Source organism: Pseudomonas putida, from assembly GCF_028682395.1.
Lineage (GTDB): Bacteria > Pseudomonadota > Gammaproteobacteria > Pseudomonadales > Pseudomonadaceae > Aquipseudomonas > Aquipseudomonas putida_AB.
The window spans coordinates 542,931-561,981 of record NZ_JANHLC010000004.1 but is presented as its reverse complement, the minus strand read 5'-3'; the positions used below and the strand labels follow the sequence as shown (position 1 = coordinate 561,981).

Genomic DNA, 19,051 nt, shown 5'->3' with positions numbered 1-19,051 from the left:
GTCCTACACTCAGCCCTGTCTCATCCAGGTACGAGGAGCAGCATGGGCGTTGCGACCCGGGAGTTGGCGCAGGTGTCCCTGGCGCCGCGTGTAACCGCCGCGTCCAGCCTCTGGGCGCAGGCGTTGTGTCTGGTGGCGCTGGTCCTGCTGGCCGGTGGCTTGCGGCTGTATGACCTGGACGCCGCGGCGATCTGGGGCGATGAAGGTTCCAGCCTGTTGCTGGCCGGCTTCGCCCCGGCCGATATCTGGGCCCATGCGGGCCATGACGTGCATCCGCCGCTGTATTTCCTGATGCTGCATGGTTGGATCGCGCTGTTTGGCGACAGCCTGATGGCGGTGCGTCTGTTCAGCGCCTTGCCGGGCACGGCCACGGTGTTGGTCGGCCTGTGGTTGATGCGGGTGATTGCCACGCCGCGCGCTGCCTGGCTGGGGGCCTTGTTGCTGGCGCTGCTGCCCACCGCCGTGCGCTATAGCCAGGAAGTGCGGATGTACGCCTGGCTGGGCCTGTGGTTGCTGGGCGCGACCCTGGCGCTGGTCTACTGGGTGCGCCGGCCCGAGCGTTCGCGCTACCTTGCGGTCTACGCGCTGCTGATGAGTGGCGCGTTCTACACCCACTACTTCACGCTGTTCGGTGTGTTGGTGCACTGGAGCTATCTCGCCCTGCTGCGCCGCCAGCCCGCGCCGGCGCGCACCTTGCTGACACGGCCGGCCTGGTGGCTGGCCAATGGCGCAATCGTGCTGCTGTACCTGCCCTGGGTCCCGTCACTGATCGATCTGCTGCGTCATGTCGAAGCCCTCAAGGTCGGCGGCGATATTGGCTGGGAGCCGGCGGTCGACCTGAGCTCGCTGCCCTCGATGCTCTGGCAGCTATTGGCCCAGGACGATGCCCAGGGTTGGACCTGGCCATGGCTGCTGGCGCTGCCCCTGGTGGTGCTGGCGCTCAGTGTCGCCGCCTGGCGCGGCGACCGCGGGCCGTACCGTTTTACCCGCCTGCTGGTGCTGTACTGGGCTTTGCCGTTGCTGCTGATCCACGCCATTTCCTTGATCAGCCCGTTGTTTATCGAACGCTACCTGACGGCCTTCGCCCTGGGTCTGCCGCTGATGTTGGCGCTGGTCATCGAGCGCCTGGCCAGGCGCTCACGAGGGTTGGCGCTGGCTTTGCTGGCGCTGATCGTCGGCGTCGAGGGGCTGGGGTTGCTGAACAATTACACGGTCGACCCGAACGATCAGTTCGACACCATGGTCGACTACGTGAACCGCGAGTTTGTCGCTGGGGACCGGATCGTCACCGGCGATATGCTCTGGTACCTCAGTTATGTGTATTACAACCGCACGCCTGCCAGGCCGCTGCTATATACCCCGCCGTTGGCCGATGGCCGTTCGACCCGCCCCAACGACTATGGGTTTGGCACCTTGATCAAGGATGGCGGGCGTGGGGTCTATCTCGACAGCCTGGCGACGTTGCCCCAGGGCACCGGCCGGGTATGGCTGGTGATGAGCCGCGTCGACCCGGACGAGTTTCCCGTCATTCCGCCGACCTGGCGCCGAATGGCCGGGCAGGGCGGCGGTGATGCCCAGGCGGTGCTATATCAAATCTGCCAGCCGTGCGCTGGTCACTGAATACTGCAGACAGGAGATACCCATGCAACCGCCTATCCACAGCCTTCCCGCATTGTTCAAACAGTTGGGCCTGCCCAACGAGCCCCGGGATATCGAGGCCTTCGTCAGCAGCCATGGTCCGCTCAAAGCCGAGATCGCCCTGGCCGATGCTTTTTTCTGGACCCCGGCCCAGGCGGCCTTTCTGCGCGAAAAGATTCAGGAAGATGCCGACTGGGCCGAGATCGTCGACCAGCTCAACCTGATGCTGCGTCGCTGACGCTCCAGCACTGAAAAACGCAAGCGTGCTTGCGAGGCGCGCGCCCTGTTTGGCGCGCAGGCCCTGGCAGCCAGTGGGTGGGAGCTGCGGCAGGTCAATGGCTAAGAGCTGGAAACATTTAGTGACATTAATGCTGGTCGGCTTTACCATTAGTTAGCAAACTAACTTTGTGTGAGCGCCTCCTTTGCCTCCTACCCTCGATCTCCTGCGGATGAATATCAGCACCGGCTTGGTGGTCGCCGCTCGCCATTGGCGGCGTGTCTGCCAGAGCACGCTGGTCAACTACGGTGTTTCCGAAGCCTGCGCCATGCCGCTGTTGATCATCGGCCGGCTGGGTGGTGGTGTGCGTCAAGTCACGGTGGCCCAGGCCGCGGGTATGGAGAGCCCGTCGCTGGTGCGCCTGCTCGATCAGCTGTGCAGCGCGGGTTATGTGGTGCGTTGCGAGGACCCCAGTGACCGGCGGGCCAAGACCTTGAGCCTGACCGAGCGCGGTGGCGAGCTGGTGCAGGCCATCGAAACCGAATTGGTGCGTTTGCGCCGTGAGGCCCTGGCGGATATCGCCCCGGCGGACCTGGACGCGGCACTGCGGGTGATCCGCGCCTTCGAGGCGGCCGGCCAGAGCCCTGGAGCGCAAGATTGCTGAAGGATTTTTTCAGCGGCCTGCCGCCGGCCCGTGATTGGTTCTATGGCGTGCGTACGTTTGCTGCCTCAATGCTGGCGCTGTACATCGCCCTGCTGATGCAAATGCCCCGGCCCTACTGGGCCATGGCCACGGTCTATATCGTCTCCAGCCCGTTTGTCGGGCCGACCAGTTCCAAGGCGCTGTACCGCGCCGGCGGTACACTGCTCGGCGCCTCGGCGGCGGTGTTCTTCGTGCCGCTGTTTGTGCAGACACCGTTGCTGCTGGCCCTGGTGATCGCGCTCTGGACAGGCACCCTGTTGTTCCTGTCCCTGCACCTGCGCACCGCCAATGGCTATGCGCTGATGCTGGCCGGTTATACCCTGCCGATGATTGCCCTGGCGGTGGTCGATAACCCGCTGGCGGTGTTCGACGTGGCGGAGGCGCGGACCGAAGAAATCTTCCTCGGGATTATCTGCGCGGCAGTGGTCGGCAGTGTGTTCTGGCCCCGGCGGCTGGCGCCGGTACTGGCCGATGCGACCGGCCAGTGGTTTGCCGATGCAACGCGCTACAGCCAGTGCTTCCTGCGACGTGAGGTCCAGGGTGAAACGGTCAGTGGCCTGCGCGCCTCGATGGTCGCGACGTTCAATAGCCTGGAATTGATGATCGGCCAGTTGCCCCACGAAGGCGCGCGGCCGCAGACGGTGCGCAATGCCAAGGAGTTACGCGGGCGGATGATCCACCTGCTGCCGGTGATCGACGCCCTGGAGGACGCGCTCTACGCCCTGGAGCGTCGCACGCCGGAGCTGGTCGAGCGCTTTGCACCGCTGCTGGTGGCGGCCGATCAGTGGTTGCAGGCCAGTGCCCGCGACCCGGGCGTGGCGCGCTGGCAAGCCTTGCGCGAACAGCTTGAACACCACCAGCCGGCGCCCGAGGCGCTGGAGGATCGACGCCAGTTGCTGTTCTCCAATGCCCTGTACCGCTTGGGCGAATGGATCGATCTGTGGCAGGACTGCCGCAGTCTGCAACAGGCCATCCAGAGCGACGACCAGAGCAACTGGCGCGCGGTCTACCGGCACTGGCGGCTGGGCCGGCTGACGCCGTTTCTCGACCGTGGCCTGATGCTCTATTCGGTGTTCTCGACGGTGACTGCGATCCTGGTCGCCTCGGTGCTCTGGATTCTGCTGGGCTGGACCGATGGCGCCAGTGCGGTGATTCTGGCGGCCGTGGCGTGCAGTTTCTTCGCCGCGAAGGATGACCCGGCCCCGCAGATCTATCGGTTCTTTTTCTGGACCGCCCTGTCGGTGCTGTTTGCCAGCCTCTACCTGTTTCTGATCCTGCCCAACCTGCATGACTTCCCCATGCTGGTGCTGGCGTTTGCCGTGCCTTTTATCTGCGTTGGCACGCTGACCGTGCAGCCACGTTTCTACCTGGGCACGTTGCTGACCATCGTCAACACGGCATCGTTCATCAGTATCCAGGGCGCCTACGATGCGGACTTCCAGGTTTTTATCAATGCCAACCTGGCCGGGCCCCTGGGGTTGTTGTTCGCCTTTATCTGGACCCTGCTGACCCGGCCGTTCGGTGCCGAACTGGCGGCCAAGCGCCTGACCCGTTTCAGCTGGCGCGACATTGTCAGCCTGACACGCCCGGCAACCCTGGCCGAGCATCGGCACCTGGGGGCGCAGATGCTCGATCGGCTGATGCAGCATCTGCCGCGCCTGGCCATGACCGGCCAGGACACGGGCGTGGCCCTGCGCGAACTGCGAGTCGCCCTGAACCTGCTCGATCTGCTGGCCTACACCCCACGGGTGCGCGGCGTGGCCAATACCTTGCTGGGCCAGGTGGTGGCGGAAGTGGGCGATTATTTCAACGCTTGCCTCAAGGCCGGCGAGCGCCTGCCGGCGCCGGTCCCGCTGTTGATGACCCTGGACCGTACCCGCCGCGCGCTCGGTAGCGAGGCTGACACAGAAACCCGCCTGCAATTGCTGCACGCCCTGAGCGGCTTGCGCCTGGCGCTGTTACCCGGCGTCGAATTCCTCGGCAGCAGCGCACAGCCCCCGGCCTTGCCTGCGGGCCTTGACGGAGCGCCTCTATGATCGGTGACCTGGATATCAGCGGGGTCTTCCTGCCCACACTGCTGGTGCTGATGGGCATCACCTACCTGCTGTACCTGGTGGTGCACGCCGTGCTGACACGCTGCCATTTCTATCGCCTGGTCTGGCACCGGGCGTTGTTCAACGTCGGCCTCTACGCCTTGCTGCTGGGCGCCGTGGACTCACTCAGCCGATACCTGATGACATGAAAAAACCTCTGTTGACCCTGGGCCGTGTGGTCCTGACCCTGCTGGTGGTGAGCTTCGCCTGTGTGCTGGTCTGGCGCATGGTGATGTATTACATGTTTGCGCCCTGGACCCGCGACGGGCATATCCGTGCCGATATTGTGCAGATCGCTCCCGATGTCTCAGGGTTGATCCAGGAAGTGCTGGTGCGCGATAACCAACCGGTAACGCGCGGCCAGGTGCTGTTTCGCATTGACCCGGACCGGTTTGGCCTGGCGCTGCGCCAGGCCCGTGCGGCGCTGGCCGACCGCGAAGAAAGCCTGGCCCAGGCCCAGCGTGAAGCCCGGCGTAATCGCGGGCTGGGCAATCTGGTCGCCCGCGAGCAATTGGAGGAAAGCCAGTCGCGTGAGATGCGCGCCCAGGCCGCGCTAGCTGAAGCCCAGGTGGCGGTGGACAGCGCCCAGCTCAACCTTGAGCGCTCGGTGATCCGCAGCCCGGTGGACGGCTATGTGAATGATCGCGCGCCGCGCAGCCAGGAGTTTGTCAGTGCCGGGCGGGCGGTGCTGTCGATTGTCGACAGCGCTTCGTACCATATCGATGGTTATTTCGAAGAGACCAAGCTGGAGGGCATCCGCATCGGCCAGCGCGTGGATATTCGCGTGGTGGGTGACAAGGCGCGGCTGCTCGGGCACGTCCAGAGCATCGTCGCCGGGATCGAGGACCGCGACCGCAGCAGCGGTGCGAACCTGCTGCCCAACGTCAACCCGGCCTTCAGCTGGGTGCGCCTGGCCCAGCGGATTCCGGTACGCATCGCCTTCGATGAGGTCCCGGCAGATTTCCGCATGATTGCCGGGCGGACCGCAACCGTGTCGATTCTCGACGATGCCAGCGGCCTGCCGGCCAAGGCCACGCCATGAGGCTGCGGTATGTACTGGGTGGCGCCGGACTGGGACTGTTGCTGTCGGCGTGTCAGATGGTCGGCCCCAATTATCAGTTGCCCAAGGATGCGGCGGTCCAGCGCGCGGACCTGCAAGGCGAGCTGCCGACCTCGGGTGCGCCGGTGGTTTCGGCACCGGTGCCGGATGATTGGTGGCGCCTGTACCGGGATGCCCGGCTGGACGAGTTAGTGCGCCAGGCCCTGGCATCGAGCACCGACCTGCGGGTCGCGGCGGCCAATCTGGCCCGCGCCCGGGCCCAGGTCGACGAGGCCCAGGCGGCTGGCGGTTGGCACGGTGGGGTCAAGTTGGGCGCGCAGCGCTTGCAGGAATCGGGCGAAGCGTTCCTGCTGGCGGACAAGGTGCCGGTGGCGAATGTCGGCGATATCGCGATCACCACGTCCTACCAGTTCGATCTGTTCGGCACCCTCGCGCGCGGCATCGAAGCAGCCCAGGCTTCGGCGGACGCGGCCCAGGCAGCGTCCGACACCGCGCGCATTACCCTGGTGGCCGATGTGGTGCGGGCCTACACCCAGGTCTGCGCGGCCAATGAGGAGCGCGAAATTGCCGAGCATTCTCTGGCGCTACAGGGCCAGAGCACCGAATTGACCCAGCGCCTGCGTGATGCCGGGCGTGGTGATGAAACCCAGGTGACGCGTTCCGAAACCCAGTTCAAGTCCCTGCGTGCCGAGCTGCCGCGTTACACCGCCCAGCGCCAGGGCGCGCTGTTTCGCCTGTCGATGCTGCTGGCCAAACCTGTCGAGCGGTTGCCGGCCGGCGTCGCTGATTGCGCCGAGCTGCCGCAGATTGCCCAATTACTGCCGGTCGGCGATGGCGCCGCGTTGCTCAAGCGCCGTCCGGATATCCGCCAGGCCGAGCGCCATCTCGCGGCCGCCACGGCGGGTATCGGCGTGGCCACGGGGGCGCTGTACCCGGATATCAGCATCGGCGCGACCGTTGGCACCGTCGGTATCCTGGAGAACCTGGGCAAGCCGGCCACCAACCGCTGGGGCTTTGGGCCTCTACTGAGTTGGAGCGTGCCGTCCAACGGGGCCCGCGAGCGGATCCGCGCAGCCGAGGCCTCCGCCCAGGGCGCGCTGGCACATTTCGATGGGGTGGTGCTCAACGCCATCCGCGAGACCCAGACCGGCCTCGCCCAGTACGATGCGGTGCTGCAACGCCGGGCGGCGCTGGCAGACGCCGAAGCGTCGGCGCAGTTGGCGGCCGACCAGACGCATCGCTTTTTCCAGGCCGGCCGGGCCTCGTTTCTGGCCGACCTGCAAGCCACGCGCAGCTACACTGAGATGCGCGCCCAACTGGCGGCGGCGAACACCCAAGTGGCCATGAGCCAGATCGATTTGTTCCTGGCCCTGGGGGGCGGCTGGCAAACCGGACGAACGTCAGCGTCGAGGCCAACGCAACCCTGAAGCCGTTGCTATGCTGGCTTTTATCGGTATCGCGCCCCTCGCGCTGGCGCGCCGGTCAAGAGGGATTCCAATAATGAAAAACCCTTATGCCCCCGGTTTCTGGCTGGTGTTGACGGCGCTGGTTCTGCTGTCCGCCACTTATTTCTACGGCATCATGCTGACCCGACAACTCGACCAGGCGCTGCTGTTTCTCGACAGCGCCAGTGCCCTGATTGCGGGGCTGGCGGTGGCGATGGTCGCCTGGGCGTCCTGGCAAACCCGCCAGTTGCACAAGCGCCAACTGGAGCAGAGCAAGACCCTGCTGGCCATCTGGGATACCAAGGTGGCGCTGCGCCGGGTCGAGACGGTGTTCGACCGGTATTTCTGGGGCAATTACTGGCAGCCCGGACGGACCTTTCAGGAGGTGATGGGCGAGCTGACCGGCACCCCGCTGGAGAAAAGCCTTGAGGCCCTCAGGGGCCAGTGCCTCAAGCTCGACGACCAGGTCTTCGGCCCGCAAAGGCACTGGCTGAGCAATGCCCGCGAACTGGCTGATGTGGCCAATGCCATGGCCCGCCAGCGCTACCAGCTCGACTACTGCAAGCCCCGTCAGGACGCCTCTCAGGGCCTGGTGATCGACCGTGATTTCGAGGTGCTGATCTACACTTGGACCGCACGCCTGAAAACCTTTGACCATCAACTCGACGAGATGGAAGTCGAGTATTCCTGAGTCGCCGGCTCCCGGCCGCCCCATAGCCATTGCCGCGAGGCGGCCGTTAGCACGTGCAGCGCTCGTAAACCGCTCAGGCACCCTCCACCTGGCCGCGCGCGGTGCCCGAATGGCGGGCGTTGCGTACTCGCACCCAACCTGCGGTAGCGGTTACACGCTGGCATCCCCCTGTGCGAAATGCCGCAGCCCGACGGTGACAAATGCTAATCTCGCCGCACTTTTTTCCCTCTCACACGGATATTGACCGGGCTACTTCATGAATAAATCGGCAGGCGTATTGTTGGGCATCATCGTTGCGGGCGCAGCGATTCATACGGCGGGTGCCTGGTACACCGGCACCCAGCTTGAGGGCGTGCTCAATACCGAGATCAAGCGGGCCAACGAACAGCTGGGCGATGCCCTGGTGGGTACCAATACGACCGCCAGCATCGAGCTGGTGTCGCTGCAGACCCATCTCTACAGCAGCACGGCGCAGTACCGCCTGAACTTCAAGAACCTGGAACCTGGCAGCGAGCATGTCGAGCTGCTGGTCCTGGAGAATCTCGAACACGGTCCGTTGCCGTTTTCCCGGGTCAAGCAACTCAAGCTCTGGCCAGTCCTGGCAAGCAGCCAGTACCAACTGGAAAAGAACCCGCTGACCGAGAAATGGTTTGCCGCCACCCAGGGCGTTTCGCCGCTTAACGGCCAGATGACTCTCGGTTATGACCGTAGTATCACGGGCACCCTGTCGGTGCTGCCGTTCGAGCTGGCGCCCGATGCCGACTCGGCGGTGAAGTTCTCCGGCCTCAACCTGGCGATGTCGCTGTCCAGCAATGCCGAGCAGGTCAAGCTCGATGGCTTTATGGAGCATTTGGCTCTGCGCCTGGTCTCGGCGGATCGGGTGCCGATGCGGTTCGAATTCAATGGCCTGACCGTGGCCAGTGACCTGCACAAGAGCCCGTTCGATTTCTACATCGGTGGCAGTGTGGTCGAGCTCAAAGACACGCAGATGAGCTTTGGCGACAACCAGCCCACGCTGGTCTTCAAGCAGATCGAACAGCGGGACAACCTGCAAGTGACGGGCGATTTCCTCTCCGCCAGCCTGGCCTACAAGATCGCTGGCATCAGTTATGCCGACAAGTCGATTGGCAGCATGCAGATGGCCTGGAGTGCCAAGCAGGTGGATGTCCCGGCGCTCAAGGCGCTGGGCGAGATGTACCAGGCCAAGTTGCAGGCGCCCGAGCAGCAGGCGGCTGCGGCGCGTGGCGAGGTGCCCCAGATAGCGTTCAGTGCAGCGGAGCAGGCTTTGCTGCAGATCGAGCTGGGTAAATTGCTGGCCGGCAAGCCGCAATTGGCCCTGGACAACCTCTCGCTCAAGACCGCCAATGGCGAAAGTCACTTGAGCCTGGCGGTGGACCTGGCCAAGCCGGCGTCGTTCGATCTGGCTCCGGATGAACAGCTCAAGCAAGTGCTGGCCCGGCTTCAGGCTCAAGCGCGGGTGTCCAAGCCGATGCTGCTTGATCTGACCACCTTGCAGGTCGAGCTCGACGCCCAGCCGAGCGCCGATGCAGTCAAGGCGCAAGCCATGATGCTGAGCAGTGCTTACGGGCGCATGTTGTTGTCGACCGGCCTGTTCAAGGAAGAAGGTGAGAACCTGGTGTCGAACCTGAACTACGCCGAGCAACAGGTGGACCTCAATGGCCAGAAAATCAGCCTGGAGCAGTTTGTCATGCTGCTGATGGCCAATCTGGGCGGCTCGCGCGACTGATCCGCTGCGTGACACGGCCAACCCCGGGTGCAAGCCCGGGGTTTTTTATGCGCGATCAAAAAGCTCCCCAGCCTCCTACTGCCCTTCTTCCGCCACGCTCTCCAGCCGATAGCCATAGCCGTAGATCGTCAGCAGTTGCCAGCCGCGCTCGGCGTTGAGCCCCAGCTTGTTGCGCAGGCGATAGATATGGGTATCCAGGGGGCGCGAGGAGAGCATCTCTTCGTGGGGCCAGAACCGCTCGTACAGATAGTCGCGTGACAGCGGCCGCCCGAGGTTGCTGAACAGGCAGCGGGCCAGGCGATATTCGCGCTCGGTCATGCTGATGGGCTGGCCGTCGCGGGTCACCGTGAGCTCGGCATCGTCGAAGCGCAGGTCGTTGAAGGCCAGCACCTCGCGGGTGCTACTGCGCTGCCCGCCGTGGCGGCGCAGTACCGCCTTGACCCGGGCTTTGAGTTCATTGGCGCGAAAGGGTTTGCTGACGTAGTCGTCGGCGCCGCTGCTCAGGGCCAGGACAATGTCCTGCTCGGCGTCGCGGCTGGTCACCATGATCGCCGGCGGCGGCACGGCCAGGTGTTCGCGGCTCCAGCGCAGCAGGGCCAGGCCGCTGATGTCGGGCAGTTGCCAGTCGAGAATCAACAGGTCGAAGGTCTCGCGCTTGAGCTGGCGTAGCAGGTCTTCGCCGCGCTCGAAACCGTAGAGGGTCCACGGCGCTTCACCCGGTTGCGGGATCTGTTGCAGCGTTTGCTCGACCCGGCGAAGTTCGGCGGGTTCGTCGTCCAGCATCGCGACTCGCATGTCCTGGTCCTTTCTCCGGTGACGTCAGATGAATCTGAACAATTGTGGCCAATCCTGCAGGCCCCCAAGGGCACTGGTTAGGCTGCCTGGCAGGGCGGCGGCCAGCACTGGTGCCGCGCAATGTCCCAAGTGCCCCAGGAGCAGGATCAATGGATAAACCCTTCACGCTCGCCACTGTACGCCGGCGCTTTATCGCCCAGGCCCTGGTGTTCACCACGCTGGGGCTGATCCTGGGCGTGGCCGCGCCGCTGGTGCTGGAGCGTTTGGCGGGGCAGCGGGTGCAGCCCGTGGCGGCCTCGGTGGAGTTCGCCCCGGTGGGGCTGATGCATTCAGCGCAGCAGGCCCAGCGCTGGGTATTCTAGCGGCTAGTGGCTATTAGCAATTCTGAACAAATCTGCACAATTGTTCGGGGCCGCGGATTTCCCGGTAGATTTCTCGGCGCAACACAGGGGCACAAGGAGCAATACTGCGGCACGGGATGTGCCAGGCGGCCTGGCAATTTGCCAACCGTCGCCGGGCTCGCGCCGGGAAGCGCGGGTCCGGCACTTTAGGTTCCGACGGGGAAGAGCCGATACGGTGCCGGCGTTGCCAGCGATGTCCAGTCCCCAACCTGTGGCATGATGCCAGCGCAGCCATTGACGCTGTTGGCGATCCGGCCTTTTTCCGCGTTGCGCAGATCAATTCATGAGCCCATTCCCAGCCCTCTCCCGGCTTCGGCCAACCCGCAGCGCACTGCGCATCCTGGCTGGGCTTTGCCTTGGCCTGGCGCTGAATCCCTTGCTAGCCGCCCCCAAGCCCCCGGCCGTGTTCCTGGACCGCGAACAACAATGCCAGCCGCAGCCACTACCAGCCACCGTGCTTCACCTGTCAGGCGAGGCGTGGAAACTCGATGCCCGGGGTGGCGAAATCAAGCTGGTCGAAGGCATGCCGCTGGAGGAAGGCGAGGGCGTACGCACGGCCCACAATGCTTTTGTCAGCCTGCTGCTGGGCGATGGCTCGCGCATTGTCCTGCCGTCCAGCTCCGCGATTCGCCTGCATGTGGAGAAAACGCTGACGATCCCCCAGGTCATCCTGGAGCAGGGCCAGGTCGAGTCGTATGTGATCAAGCGTCGTAGCGCCCAGGACCGCCTGCAGATTCGTACCGCACTGGGCATCCTGGGGGTGCGCGGCACGCACTTTCGTACCTCCAGCGACACGGACGGAGCCCGGCTGGAGGTGCTCGACGGGCAGGTGGTCGTCACCCGCGTTGACCTCGCCGCCCCGACCCGCAAGCCGCGCGCTGCCGTGTCCGATGAAACGGTCGCGGTGGGCGCGCGGCAGGGCCTGAAGATTCGCCCCGAGGGCCAGCTGGCGCCGGTGGACCTGTTGCCGGCACCCCGTTTGGCGGGCCAGGACGGTCAGCGCGGTACGGTGGCACTCTGGCGCTTGCTGCTTGACCCCTTGCCCGGGGCGCAGCGCTATCGGGCTCAGGTGGCGAACGACCGGCAGTTTCTCAGGATCCGTCAGGAAAGCTTTTCCGACACGCCGCAGCTCACTTTCAGCGACCTGCCCGGGGCGTACTACCACGTTCGGCTATCGGCGTTTGACGACCAGGGCCTGGAAGGCGAGAGCGCGATCTACGATATTCTTTATCTGCCAGGGACCGTCCATGCGCAGTTGCCCTGATCTGTCAGCGTTGCGGCCATGACGCTCTGGCCCCGGACCGATGGACGCGGCCCGAGCCAGGCACAGCGGCTGTTTCGCCGCCTGCTGGGGGAATGGCTGCTGGTTTGCCTGGTGCTGCTGGCCGTGACCGCCTGGCTGTCGCTGACCCAAGGACCGTTGCTGGGCAATGGGTTGTACGACCGGCTGAGCCGCTTGACGGCGTTGGCCCCGGATCCGCGCATCCTGATCGTCAGCATCGATGATCGCAGCCTGCAGCAGTTGGGCCGCTGGCCCTGGCCGCGCAGCCTGCACGCCGATGCCCTCGACCAGCTCCATGAGGCCCAGGCCCGGACGGTGCTGTTCGATGTGCTGTTCAGTGAGCCCGACCGGTCGGGCCAGGACGATCGTCAACTGGCCGATGCACTCTGCCGGGCCGCCAACGTGTGGTTGCCGCTGCTGCGCGACCAGGCACCGCTGGACGGCTCCAGTGCGGGTGCGGTCCAGCCGGTCGAGCCTTTACGTGGGTGTGCGGCCGGGGTGGGTCATATCAATGTCGAGGCGGATAGCGACGGTGTGGTGCGCAGCGTCTATTTGCGTGAAGGCGCGCCCGAGCAGGCGTACGGGCAACTGGCCTGGCAGGTCTATGCCCAGCAGGTGCCGCCCGGGCAGAGCGCGTCGATGCCGGGCCTGGGTGCCAAGCCGGCCGACAACGGCTGGCAGCGCGACCACCGGATTCGTATCCCGTTTATTGACGCCGCTAGCGGTTTTCCCACGGTGCCCTATGTCAGTGTGCTCAAGGGCGAGGTACCCGCTTCGCTGTTACGCAACCGCCTGGTGCTGATCGGTTCGACGGCCCCGGGCCTGGGTGATCGCTACGCCACGCCGGTGTCCGGGCCGGCGGGCAACACGGCCGGGGTCGAGATCCAGGCCAATATCCTCAATGGCTTGTTGCAGCAGCGCAGCATTCTCGATGTGCCGTCGTGGCTGGCCACGCTGATGTCCCTGACAGTCGTTGCCCTGGTCCTGGGCGCCCTGCTCGGCCTGCCCCGTTATGCGCTGTGGCTGACGCTGGGTGGCCTGGCCGGGGTGTTGCTGGCGGCCGCGGGGTTGTTGCGCCACGGCTGGTGGTGGTCGCCGGCGCCCAGCATGATCGGGGTGCTGCTCGGCTATCTGCTCTGGAACTGGCGACGCCTGAGCGTGATCCTCGCCTACTTTGGCTGGGAGCTGGCGCGGTTGAACGACGAGCCGAAAGTCCTTCCCGAGCGCCGGCGGCGGGTCGCTGCCCAGGGGGATGTGTTGCAGGGCAGCATCGCGGCCCTGGAACAGGCCCTGAGCCGAACCCGCGATACACGGCGCTTTATGGCCGACGGCCTGGAGTGCCTGCCGATTGCGACGCTGATCTGCGACACCCATGGCCGAATTCTGCTGTGCAACCGCAGTGCCCGGGCGATGCTGGGCGAGCCGTTACTGGGGGGCAATTTCCTCGATTGCCTGGCCGACCTCGGCCATCCCGCGTTCGCGCAGGGCGCCCGGCCGGAACTGGCCGCTTTGACTGCCAGTGAGTTTCGCGATCACCGCGAGCGCAGCCTGTACCTGCAGCCGGCGCCGCTGCTGCAAGCCGAAGCCGAGGTGCTGGTGGGCTGGCTGTTCAGCCTGAGCGACCTGAGCATCGAGCGCGACGCCGAGCAGCAACGGGCGACCTTGCTGCGTTTTCTGTCCCACGATCTGCGCGCGCCCCATTCGGCGATTCTGGCCCTGCTCGATGTCCAGCGCGGGCAGGGCGCGGGCGATGCGCTGATCTATTGGCAAGTCGAGCAACAGGTCCGCCGCGCCCTGGGCCTGACCGATGGGTTTGTCCAGTTGGCGCGGGCCGAGTCGGACAGCTATCGGTTCCAGCCGACGATCTTCGCCATGCTGGTGCTGGATGTCATCGACCAGGCCACCACCCATGCCCAGCTCAAGGGTATTCACCTGCGCCACCGGCCTGAAGGCGCTGATGAGTGCAGGGTCCAGGCCGATCCGGCGTTGCTGACGCGCGCGCTGTTCAATCTGCTGGAAAATGCCATCAAGTACAGCCCGTCGGGCTCCACCGTGACCCTGAGCGTGGCCGTCGCCGCCGGCTGGCTGAATTGCCGCATCCAGGACGAAGGGCCGGGGATCGATGCGCACGATCTGCCTCAGCTGTTCGCGCCCTATCGCCGTCTGGCCGGTGCCCAGGGCAGCGATGGGCTGGGTCTGGGATTGGCGATGGTCAAGACGGTCATCGAGCGCCATGGCGGGCGTATCAGCTGTTCCAGCGTGCCTGGCCAGGGCGCGACCTTCAGTCTGGAACTGGCGGTGTGTGACGAATAACGCCGCCGCCAGCGTGCTGGCGCTAAGAATCTGAATAAATCTTGCAAATTATTTTTTGGTCTAACCTTCGTGGAAGACTGTGCCCTGAAAAGCTCGGCCGGCCCTAGGGGCGGCTGTCTGGCACCGACCAGACGGGGGAGCATAGAACTCCGGCTAGCCACGAAAGGAAGCTGACGAAATGCCGCGTATTGCTTACCCCCCTTTTCATTTCGGGTTGCACTCCCTGTTGCGCGTGGCGCTGTGCAGTCAGTTGTTGTGGCCCACACTGGCGCTGGCTGACACCCCTTACGACCAGATGGTTCGCGATGCCCGCGCTGGCAACTACACCCCGGCGCTGACGCTGCTGCGCCAGGTTCCGGCGGGCCAATCGACGCTGGGCCAGGTCAGCGACCATTTGCAGATCGCGAGCTGGGCCGGCCTCGATGCTGAAGTGGTACAGGTCTATGAAACCCAGGGCCGCCATCTGGCACTGCCCACCCCGGCGTTGACGGCCACTGCCCGCGCTTATCGCAATCTCAAACGCTGGGATGCGGCCGAGCGGCTCTACGCCGAAGCCTTGCGGCGCGAACCGAGTAACCCCGATTTGCAACTGGCCCTGGCGTTGACCCAGGCTGACGCTGGGCAACCCGCTGAGGCGGTGGCGCGCACTCGTGCCCTGGTCGCGGCCAAGCCGGACGATCCGGCGCGGCGCCTGGCCCTGGGCTATGCGCTGACGCGGGCGGGGAACAAGTACGATGCCTTGTTCGAGTATGACCAGGCCTTTATCCGCGCGGGCAGCAAACCGGAAGTGGCCCGTGAATATGTGTTCGCCCTGCAGCGGGCACGCCTGCCGGAGCCGGCCCTGCGCCTGGCGCGTCAGCGTCCGGGGTTGATAGATCCGGTGTATCAGCGGCGTATCGAGGGCGATCTGGCTGCCGAGCGTGTGCGCATGGCCGACCTCGCGACCCGTACTGAACAGGAGCGCTATGTCATCGCCGACCGGGCGTTGGCCGACTACGATCACCTGCTGGCCACCTGGACCCCCGATCCGCAGGCCCATGATGATGTCACCCGCTGGCGGATCGACCGCATGGGCGCGCTCAAGGCCCGCGCGCGCAGTGCCGAGGTCATCGCGCAATATCAGAAACTGACTGCCGAGCAGGTGCCGATCCCGACCTATGCCAAGCGCTGGGTGGCGGCTGCGTACCTGGATCTGCGCGAGCCCGAGCTGGCGATCCCGCTATACCGCGAAGCCTTGTCGGCACCGGACGCCGATGGCGCCGATCGGGTTGAAGACACCACTGCGCTGTTCTATGCGCTGCTCGAAAGCGACCAGCCGGAAGCCGCCCGCGAACTCGCCGATAAAATGGCCCGGACCGAACGCCCACGGATCGAACTCAAGGGGCTGCCGGTGGGCAACCCGAGCGATTCCTGGATGGATGCGCAGCAACTGGCTGCGCAGGCCGGGACCTTTTCCGGGGATATCAAGAACAGTCAGCAGAGCCTCGATGCCCTGGTGTTACAGGCCCCGGGCAATGTCGGCCTGCGCCTGGCCCAGGCCGACGCCTACCTGGCGCGGGACTGGCCGCGGCGCGCGGAAAGCGCGCTCAAGGAGGTCGAGAGCATAGCCCCGCGTGATGTCGGCCTGGAAGTTGCCCAGGGCCATACCGCGTTGGATCTGCAGGAATGGCGGCAGCTCGATGCGCTGACCGACGATGTGGGCGCCCGCTTCCCGGACAACCGCCAGGTCCAGCGTCTGCAACGGGTCCGCGAGGTCCATGATATGGCCGAGCTGCGGGTCTCGGCCTATGGCGGCAAGAGTTATGGCGGTGGCGACAACGGTGCCGGCGCCGTGACCGGCAGCCGCGACCTGGGCATCGAGAGCGTGCTTTACAGCCCGCCCATCGACGAAGACTGGCGGCTGTTCGCCGGCGCTGGCTATGCCACCGGTGACTTCCAGGAAGGTACTGGCCACCATCGCTTCCAGCGTTTGGGCGTGGAACGCCGGACCCGGGACATGACCCTGGAAGCGGAAATCTCCAATCACTCCTACGGCTACGGCAATAAGCTCGGGGCCCGGCTGGCCATCGCCCGGGATATCGACGATCACTGGCAATACGGCGGCAGCCTCGACTACCTCTCGGCCAACACGCCACTACGGGCGCTGAACAGCGACGTTTCGTCCAACGGCGGCAGTGCCTTTTTGCGCTGGCGGGCCAATGAAAGCCGCGAGTGGAAACTGGCGGTCAGCCCGTCGCACTTCAGTGATGGCAACCAGCGTGTCGAAGCGTTGCTGACCGGTCGCGAGGGGGTCTACAGCTCGCCCCATGTCCAGGTCGACCTGGGCCTGGAAGTCGGCGCCAGCCACAACACCAAGGAGGACGTGCCGTATTTCAACCCCGAGGCCGACTTCAGCGTCCTGCCGACGGTGAGCGTCAACCACATCCTCTATCACCGCTATGAAACGTCCTGGAGCCAGCAGTTCCAGGCGGGGCTGGGCACCTACAGCCAGCGCAGCTACTCCACGGGCGCGGTCGGCTTGCTCAGTTATGGCCAGCGTTACAGCTGGAACGACGTGTTCGAGGTCGGCGGCGCCCTGAGTTGGCTCAACCGGCCCTATGACGGCGACCGCGAAAGCGATGTGCGCCTGATTGTCGACCTTACCTATCGCTTCTAGAAGAGTACGAAGATGCCTCTGATCATGCGTTGCATCCTATTGCTCGTCGCCTTGACGCTTAGCGCCTGCGCCCAGCAGCCCCAGACGTTTGTGCCGCCCCAGGAGCGGCCGATGCCGGCCAACGAGCAACCCTGGCCGAAAAACCATGTGCTGGGCATTGCCTACCACGATATCGAGGACCGCGATCCCGACCAGGCGGTGGTGGCCGTGCGCACTGAACGGTTGCTGGAGCAGTTGGCCTGGCTGCGTGAGAACAACTACAAACCCGTCACCATCGACCAGATACTGGCGGCGCGCAAGGGCGGCCTTGAGTTGCCGCCCAAGGCGATTTTGCTGAGCTTCGACGATGGCTATTCGAGCTTCTACACCCGGGTCCTGCCGGTATTGCGTGCCTACCAATGGCATGCCCTGTTGGCACCGGTCGGCACCTGGATCGACACGCCGGCGAATCAGCCCGTGGACTTCGCCGGCACCCCGCGTGCGCGTTCGGACTTTCTGACCTGGGAGCAGGTGGGCGAAATCTCCCGCTCGGGCCTGGTGGAAATCGCCGCCCACACCGATGCCAGCCACAAGGGGGTGTTGGCCAACCCTCAGGGCAATCTGCAGCCGGCGGCCGCCACCCGGATCTACGATGCCACGACCGGTCGCTATGAGTCCGAAGAGGCGTTCAGGGCGCGCCTGCGCACGGACGTGGAAACCATTTCCGAGAAGATCCGCAAGGTCGCCGGTTATCGGCCGCGGGTCTGGGTCTGGCCTTATGGCACGGCCGATGGCACGGCGTTGCAGGTGGTCAGCGAGCAGGGCTATGACATGGCCCTGACCCTGGATGATGGCCTCGATGCGCTGGACAACCTGATGAGCGGTCCGCGTTTTCTGGTGGCCTCCGATCCGGACGGCGAGCATTTTGCCAATAGCGTTGTGGCGGTGCAGGCCGATGCCCCGATGCGGGTGGTGCATGTCGACCTGGATAATGTCTACGACCCCGACCCGGCGCAGCAGGATATCAACCTCGGCAAGCTGGTTCAGCGCATGGCCGATATGGGGGCCAATACCGTGTTCCTGCAGGCGTTCGCCGACCCCAAGGGCGATGGCCTGGTGCATTCACTGTATTTCCCCAACCGTCACCTGCCGGTACGCGCCGATATCTTCGACCGCGTGGCCTGGCAGTTGCGTACCCGCTCCCACGTCAAGGTCTTCGCCTGGATGCCGGTGCTCAGTTTTGCCCTCGATCCCACGCTGGAGCGGGTGACGCGCTGGAACCCCGAGACCGGGCAGGCCTCGGTCGATCCCGATCAGTACGTGCGGTTGTCGCCGTTCGATCCGCGTGTGCGGCAGACCATCGGCGAGATCTACGAGGACGTTGCCCGCCTGACGTCGGTGGACGGCATTCTGTTCCACGACGATGCCCTGCTGTCCGACTTCGAGGACGCCAGTCCGTCCGCGCTGCGCGCCTATGCGGCCCACGGCTTGCCTGGCTCCATGGCGGCGTTGCGCGACGACCCGGCGGTGATGCAGCGCTGGACCCGCTTCAAGAGCCGCTACCTGATCGACTTCACCCAGGAGCTGACGGCCAAGGTCCGTGCCATTCGCGGTCCGCAGGTCATGACCGCGCGCAATATCTTTGCCGAGCCGATCCTCAATCCTGCCAGCGAAGCCTGGTTCGCCCAGAACCTCGACGACTTCCTGCTGGCCTACGACTGGACCGCGCCGATGGCCATGCCATTGATGGAGAAAGTCACGCCTGAACAGTCCGGTGCCTGGCTGGAAAAACTGGTGGTGCCATTCAAGAGCCGACCCGATTCGCTCAAACGTACGGTCTTCGAACTGCAGGCCCGGGATTGGGCCAGTAAACCGCCAGCCGACCTAGACGCCGCCGTGCTGGCGGACTGGATGGGCCGCCTGAAACGCCAGGGTGCGACCAGCTTCGGTTATTACCCGGACAACTTTCTGGAAAACAGTCCGGACCTGAAAACCGTGCGGCCCGCGCTCTCCAATAAATGGAATCCCTGA

Annotated in this window: 15 protein-coding genes; 14 read left to right on the top strand and 1 reads right to left on the bottom strand. The window is 65.0% G+C overall.

Annotation, left to right across the window (positions count from 1 at the left end; translation table 11 throughout):
- The first annotated feature begins 42 nt into the window (after window positions 1-42).
- The 9 genes from NPS46_RS13820 (at window position 43) to NPS46_RS13780 (ending at window position 9,594) form a co-directional block, all read left to right on the top strand.
- Window positions 43-1,620, top strand: a complete 1,578-nt coding sequence (locus NPS46_RS13820) for a glycosyltransferase family 39 protein (RefSeq protein ID WP_274108034.1) — start codon at window positions 43-45, stop codon at window positions 1,618-1,620.
- Between the two features lie 22 nt (window positions 1,621-1,642).
- The gene (locus NPS46_RS13815) at window positions 1,643-1,876 is read left to right on the top strand and encodes a DUF2789 domain-containing protein (protein ID WP_274108033.1); all 234 of its coding nucleotides are present in this window, start codon (window positions 1,643-1,645) and stop codon (window positions 1,874-1,876) included.
- Between the two features lie 211 nt (window positions 1,877-2,087).
- Window positions 2,088-2,519, top strand: coding sequence for a MarR family winged helix-turn-helix transcriptional regulator (locus tag NPS46_RS13810; RefSeq protein ID WP_274108031.1), 432 nt, complete (start codon window positions 2,088-2,090; stop codon window positions 2,517-2,519).
- Window positions 2,516-4,594 carry an FUSC family protein gene (locus NPS46_RS13805; RefSeq protein ID WP_274108081.1) on the top strand — a complete coding sequence of 693 codons (2,079 nt, stop codon included), beginning with the start codon at window positions 2,516-2,518 and terminating at the stop codon, window positions 4,592-4,594. Before NPS46_RS13810 ends, NPS46_RS13805 begins: the two co-directional genes overlap by 4 nt.
- Window positions 4,591-4,800, top strand: a complete 210-nt coding sequence (locus tag NPS46_RS13800) for a DUF1656 domain-containing protein (RefSeq protein WP_274108029.1) — start codon at window positions 4,591-4,593, stop codon at window positions 4,798-4,800. The genes NPS46_RS13805 and NPS46_RS13800 overlap by 4 nt, the downstream gene beginning before the upstream one ends.
- Window positions 4,797-5,693, top strand: a complete 897-nt coding sequence (locus NPS46_RS13795) for an efflux RND transporter periplasmic adaptor subunit (protein WP_274108027.1) — start codon at window positions 4,797-4,799, stop codon at window positions 5,691-5,693. Before NPS46_RS13800 ends, NPS46_RS13795 begins: the two co-directional genes overlap by 4 nt.
- A complete protein-coding gene (locus tag NPS46_RS13790) occupies window positions 5,690-7,138 on the top strand; it encodes an efflux transporter outer membrane subunit (RefSeq protein WP_274108025.1) in 1,449 nt (482 codons plus the stop codon). The genes NPS46_RS13795 and NPS46_RS13790 overlap by 4 nt, the downstream gene beginning before the upstream one ends.
- Before the next feature lie 73 nt (window positions 7,139-7,211).
- Entirely contained in the window at window positions 7,212-7,847 is a 636-nt protein-coding gene (locus NPS46_RS13785) for an NADH:ubiquinone oxidoreductase subunit N (protein ID WP_274108023.1), read from the top strand.
- Window positions 7,848-8,103: 256 nt separating this feature from the next.
- Complete coding sequence (locus NPS46_RS13780; RefSeq protein WP_274108021.1) at window positions 8,104-9,594, top strand: YdgA family protein; 1,491 nt, start codon at window positions 8,104-8,106, stop codon at window positions 9,592-9,594.
- Window positions 9,595-9,669: 75 nt separating this feature from the next.
- Here NPS46_RS13780 and NPS46_RS13775 read toward each other — a convergent pair whose 3' ends face one another.
- Entirely contained in the window at window positions 9,670-10,389 is a 720-nt protein-coding gene (locus NPS46_RS13775) for a response regulator transcription factor (RefSeq protein ID WP_274108019.1), read from the bottom strand.
- Between the two features lie 149 nt (window positions 10,390-10,538).
- Here NPS46_RS13775 and NPS46_RS13770 point away from each other — a divergent pair, with 149 nt between their 5' ends.
- From NPS46_RS13770 to pgaB, 5 genes are all read left to right on the top strand, one after another.
- On the top strand, window positions 10,539-10,751 hold the full coding sequence (locus NPS46_RS13770; protein ID WP_274108017.1) for a hypothetical protein: 213 nt from the start codon (window positions 10,539-10,541) through the stop codon (window positions 10,749-10,751).
- A gap of 322 nt (window positions 10,752-11,073) precedes the next feature.
- Window positions 11,074-12,054: a FecR family protein gene (locus NPS46_RS13765; protein ID WP_274108015.1), complete on the top strand. Its 981-nt coding sequence runs from the start codon at window positions 11,074-11,076 to the stop codon at window positions 12,052-12,054.
- An 18-nt stretch (window positions 12,055-12,072) separates the two neighbouring features.
- Window positions 12,073-14,385, top strand: a complete 2,313-nt coding sequence (locus NPS46_RS13760; protein ID WP_274108013.1) for a CHASE2 domain-containing protein — start codon at window positions 12,073-12,075, stop codon at window positions 14,383-14,385.
- Window positions 14,386-14,563: 178 nt separating this feature from the next.
- The gene (pgaA, locus tag NPS46_RS13755) at window positions 14,564-17,041 is read left to right on the top strand and encodes a poly-beta-1,6 N-acetyl-D-glucosamine export porin PgaA (RefSeq protein WP_274108011.1); all 2,478 of its coding nucleotides are present in this window, start codon (window positions 14,564-14,566) and stop codon (window positions 17,039-17,041) included.
- 12 nt (window positions 17,042-17,053) lie between these two features.
- Window positions 17,054-19,051: a poly-beta-1,6-N-acetyl-D-glucosamine N-deacetylase PgaB gene (gene pgaB / locus NPS46_RS13750; RefSeq protein WP_274108009.1), complete on the top strand. Its 1,998-nt coding sequence runs from the start codon at window positions 17,054-17,056 to the stop codon at window positions 19,049-19,051.

What these genes read in the sequence shown, in the direction of transcription:
- NPS46_RS13790 (WP_274108025.1), top strand. Translation starts at nt 5,690, where the DNA reads ATGAGGCTGCGGTATGTACTGGGTGGCGCCGGACTGGGACTGTTGCTG.
- NPS46_RS13810 (WP_274108031.1), top strand. Translation starts at nt 2,088, where the DNA reads ATGAATATCAGCACCGGCTTGGTGGTCGCCGCTCGCCATTGGCGGCGT.
- NPS46_RS13770 (WP_274108017.1), top strand. Translation starts at nt 10,539, where the DNA reads ATGGATAAACCCTTCACGCTCGCCACTGTACGCCGGCGCTTTATCGCC.
- NPS46_RS13800 (WP_274108029.1), top strand. Translation starts at nt 4,591, where the DNA reads ATGATCGGTGACCTGGATATCAGCGGGGTCTTCCTGCCCACACTGCTG.
- NPS46_RS13795 (WP_274108027.1), top strand. Translation starts at nt 4,797, where the DNA reads ATGAAAAAACCTCTGTTGACCCTGGGCCGTGTGGTCCTGACCCTGCTG.
- NPS46_RS13765 (WP_274108015.1), top strand. Translation starts at nt 11,074, where the DNA reads ATGAGCCCATTCCCAGCCCTCTCCCGGCTTCGGCCAACCCGCAGCGCA.
- NPS46_RS13785 (WP_274108023.1), top strand. Translation starts at nt 7,212, where the DNA reads ATGAAAAACCCTTATGCCCCCGGTTTCTGGCTGGTGTTGACGGCGCTG.
- pgaB (WP_274108009.1), top strand. Translation starts at nt 17,054, where the DNA reads ATGCCTCTGATCATGCGTTGCATCCTATTGCTCGTCGCCTTGACGCTT.
- NPS46_RS13775 (WP_274108019.1), bottom strand. Translation starts at nt 10,389, where the DNA reads ATGCGAGTCGCGATGCTGGACGACGAACCCGCCGAACTTCGCCGGGTC.
- pgaA (WP_274108011.1), top strand. Translation starts at nt 14,564, where the DNA reads ATGCCGCGTATTGCTTACCCCCCTTTTCATTTCGGGTTGCACTCCCTG.
- NPS46_RS13820 (WP_274108034.1), top strand. Translation starts at nt 43, where the DNA reads ATGGGCGTTGCGACCCGGGAGTTGGCGCAGGTGTCCCTGGCGCCGCGT.
- NPS46_RS13760 (WP_274108013.1), top strand. Translation starts at nt 12,073, where the DNA reads ATGACGCTCTGGCCCCGGACCGATGGACGCGGCCCGAGCCAGGCACAG.
- NPS46_RS13780 (WP_274108021.1), top strand. Translation starts at nt 8,104, where the DNA reads ATGAATAAATCGGCAGGCGTATTGTTGGGCATCATCGTTGCGGGCGCA.
- NPS46_RS13815 (WP_274108033.1), top strand. Translation starts at nt 1,643, where the DNA reads ATGCAACCGCCTATCCACAGCCTTCCCGCATTGTTCAAACAGTTGGGC.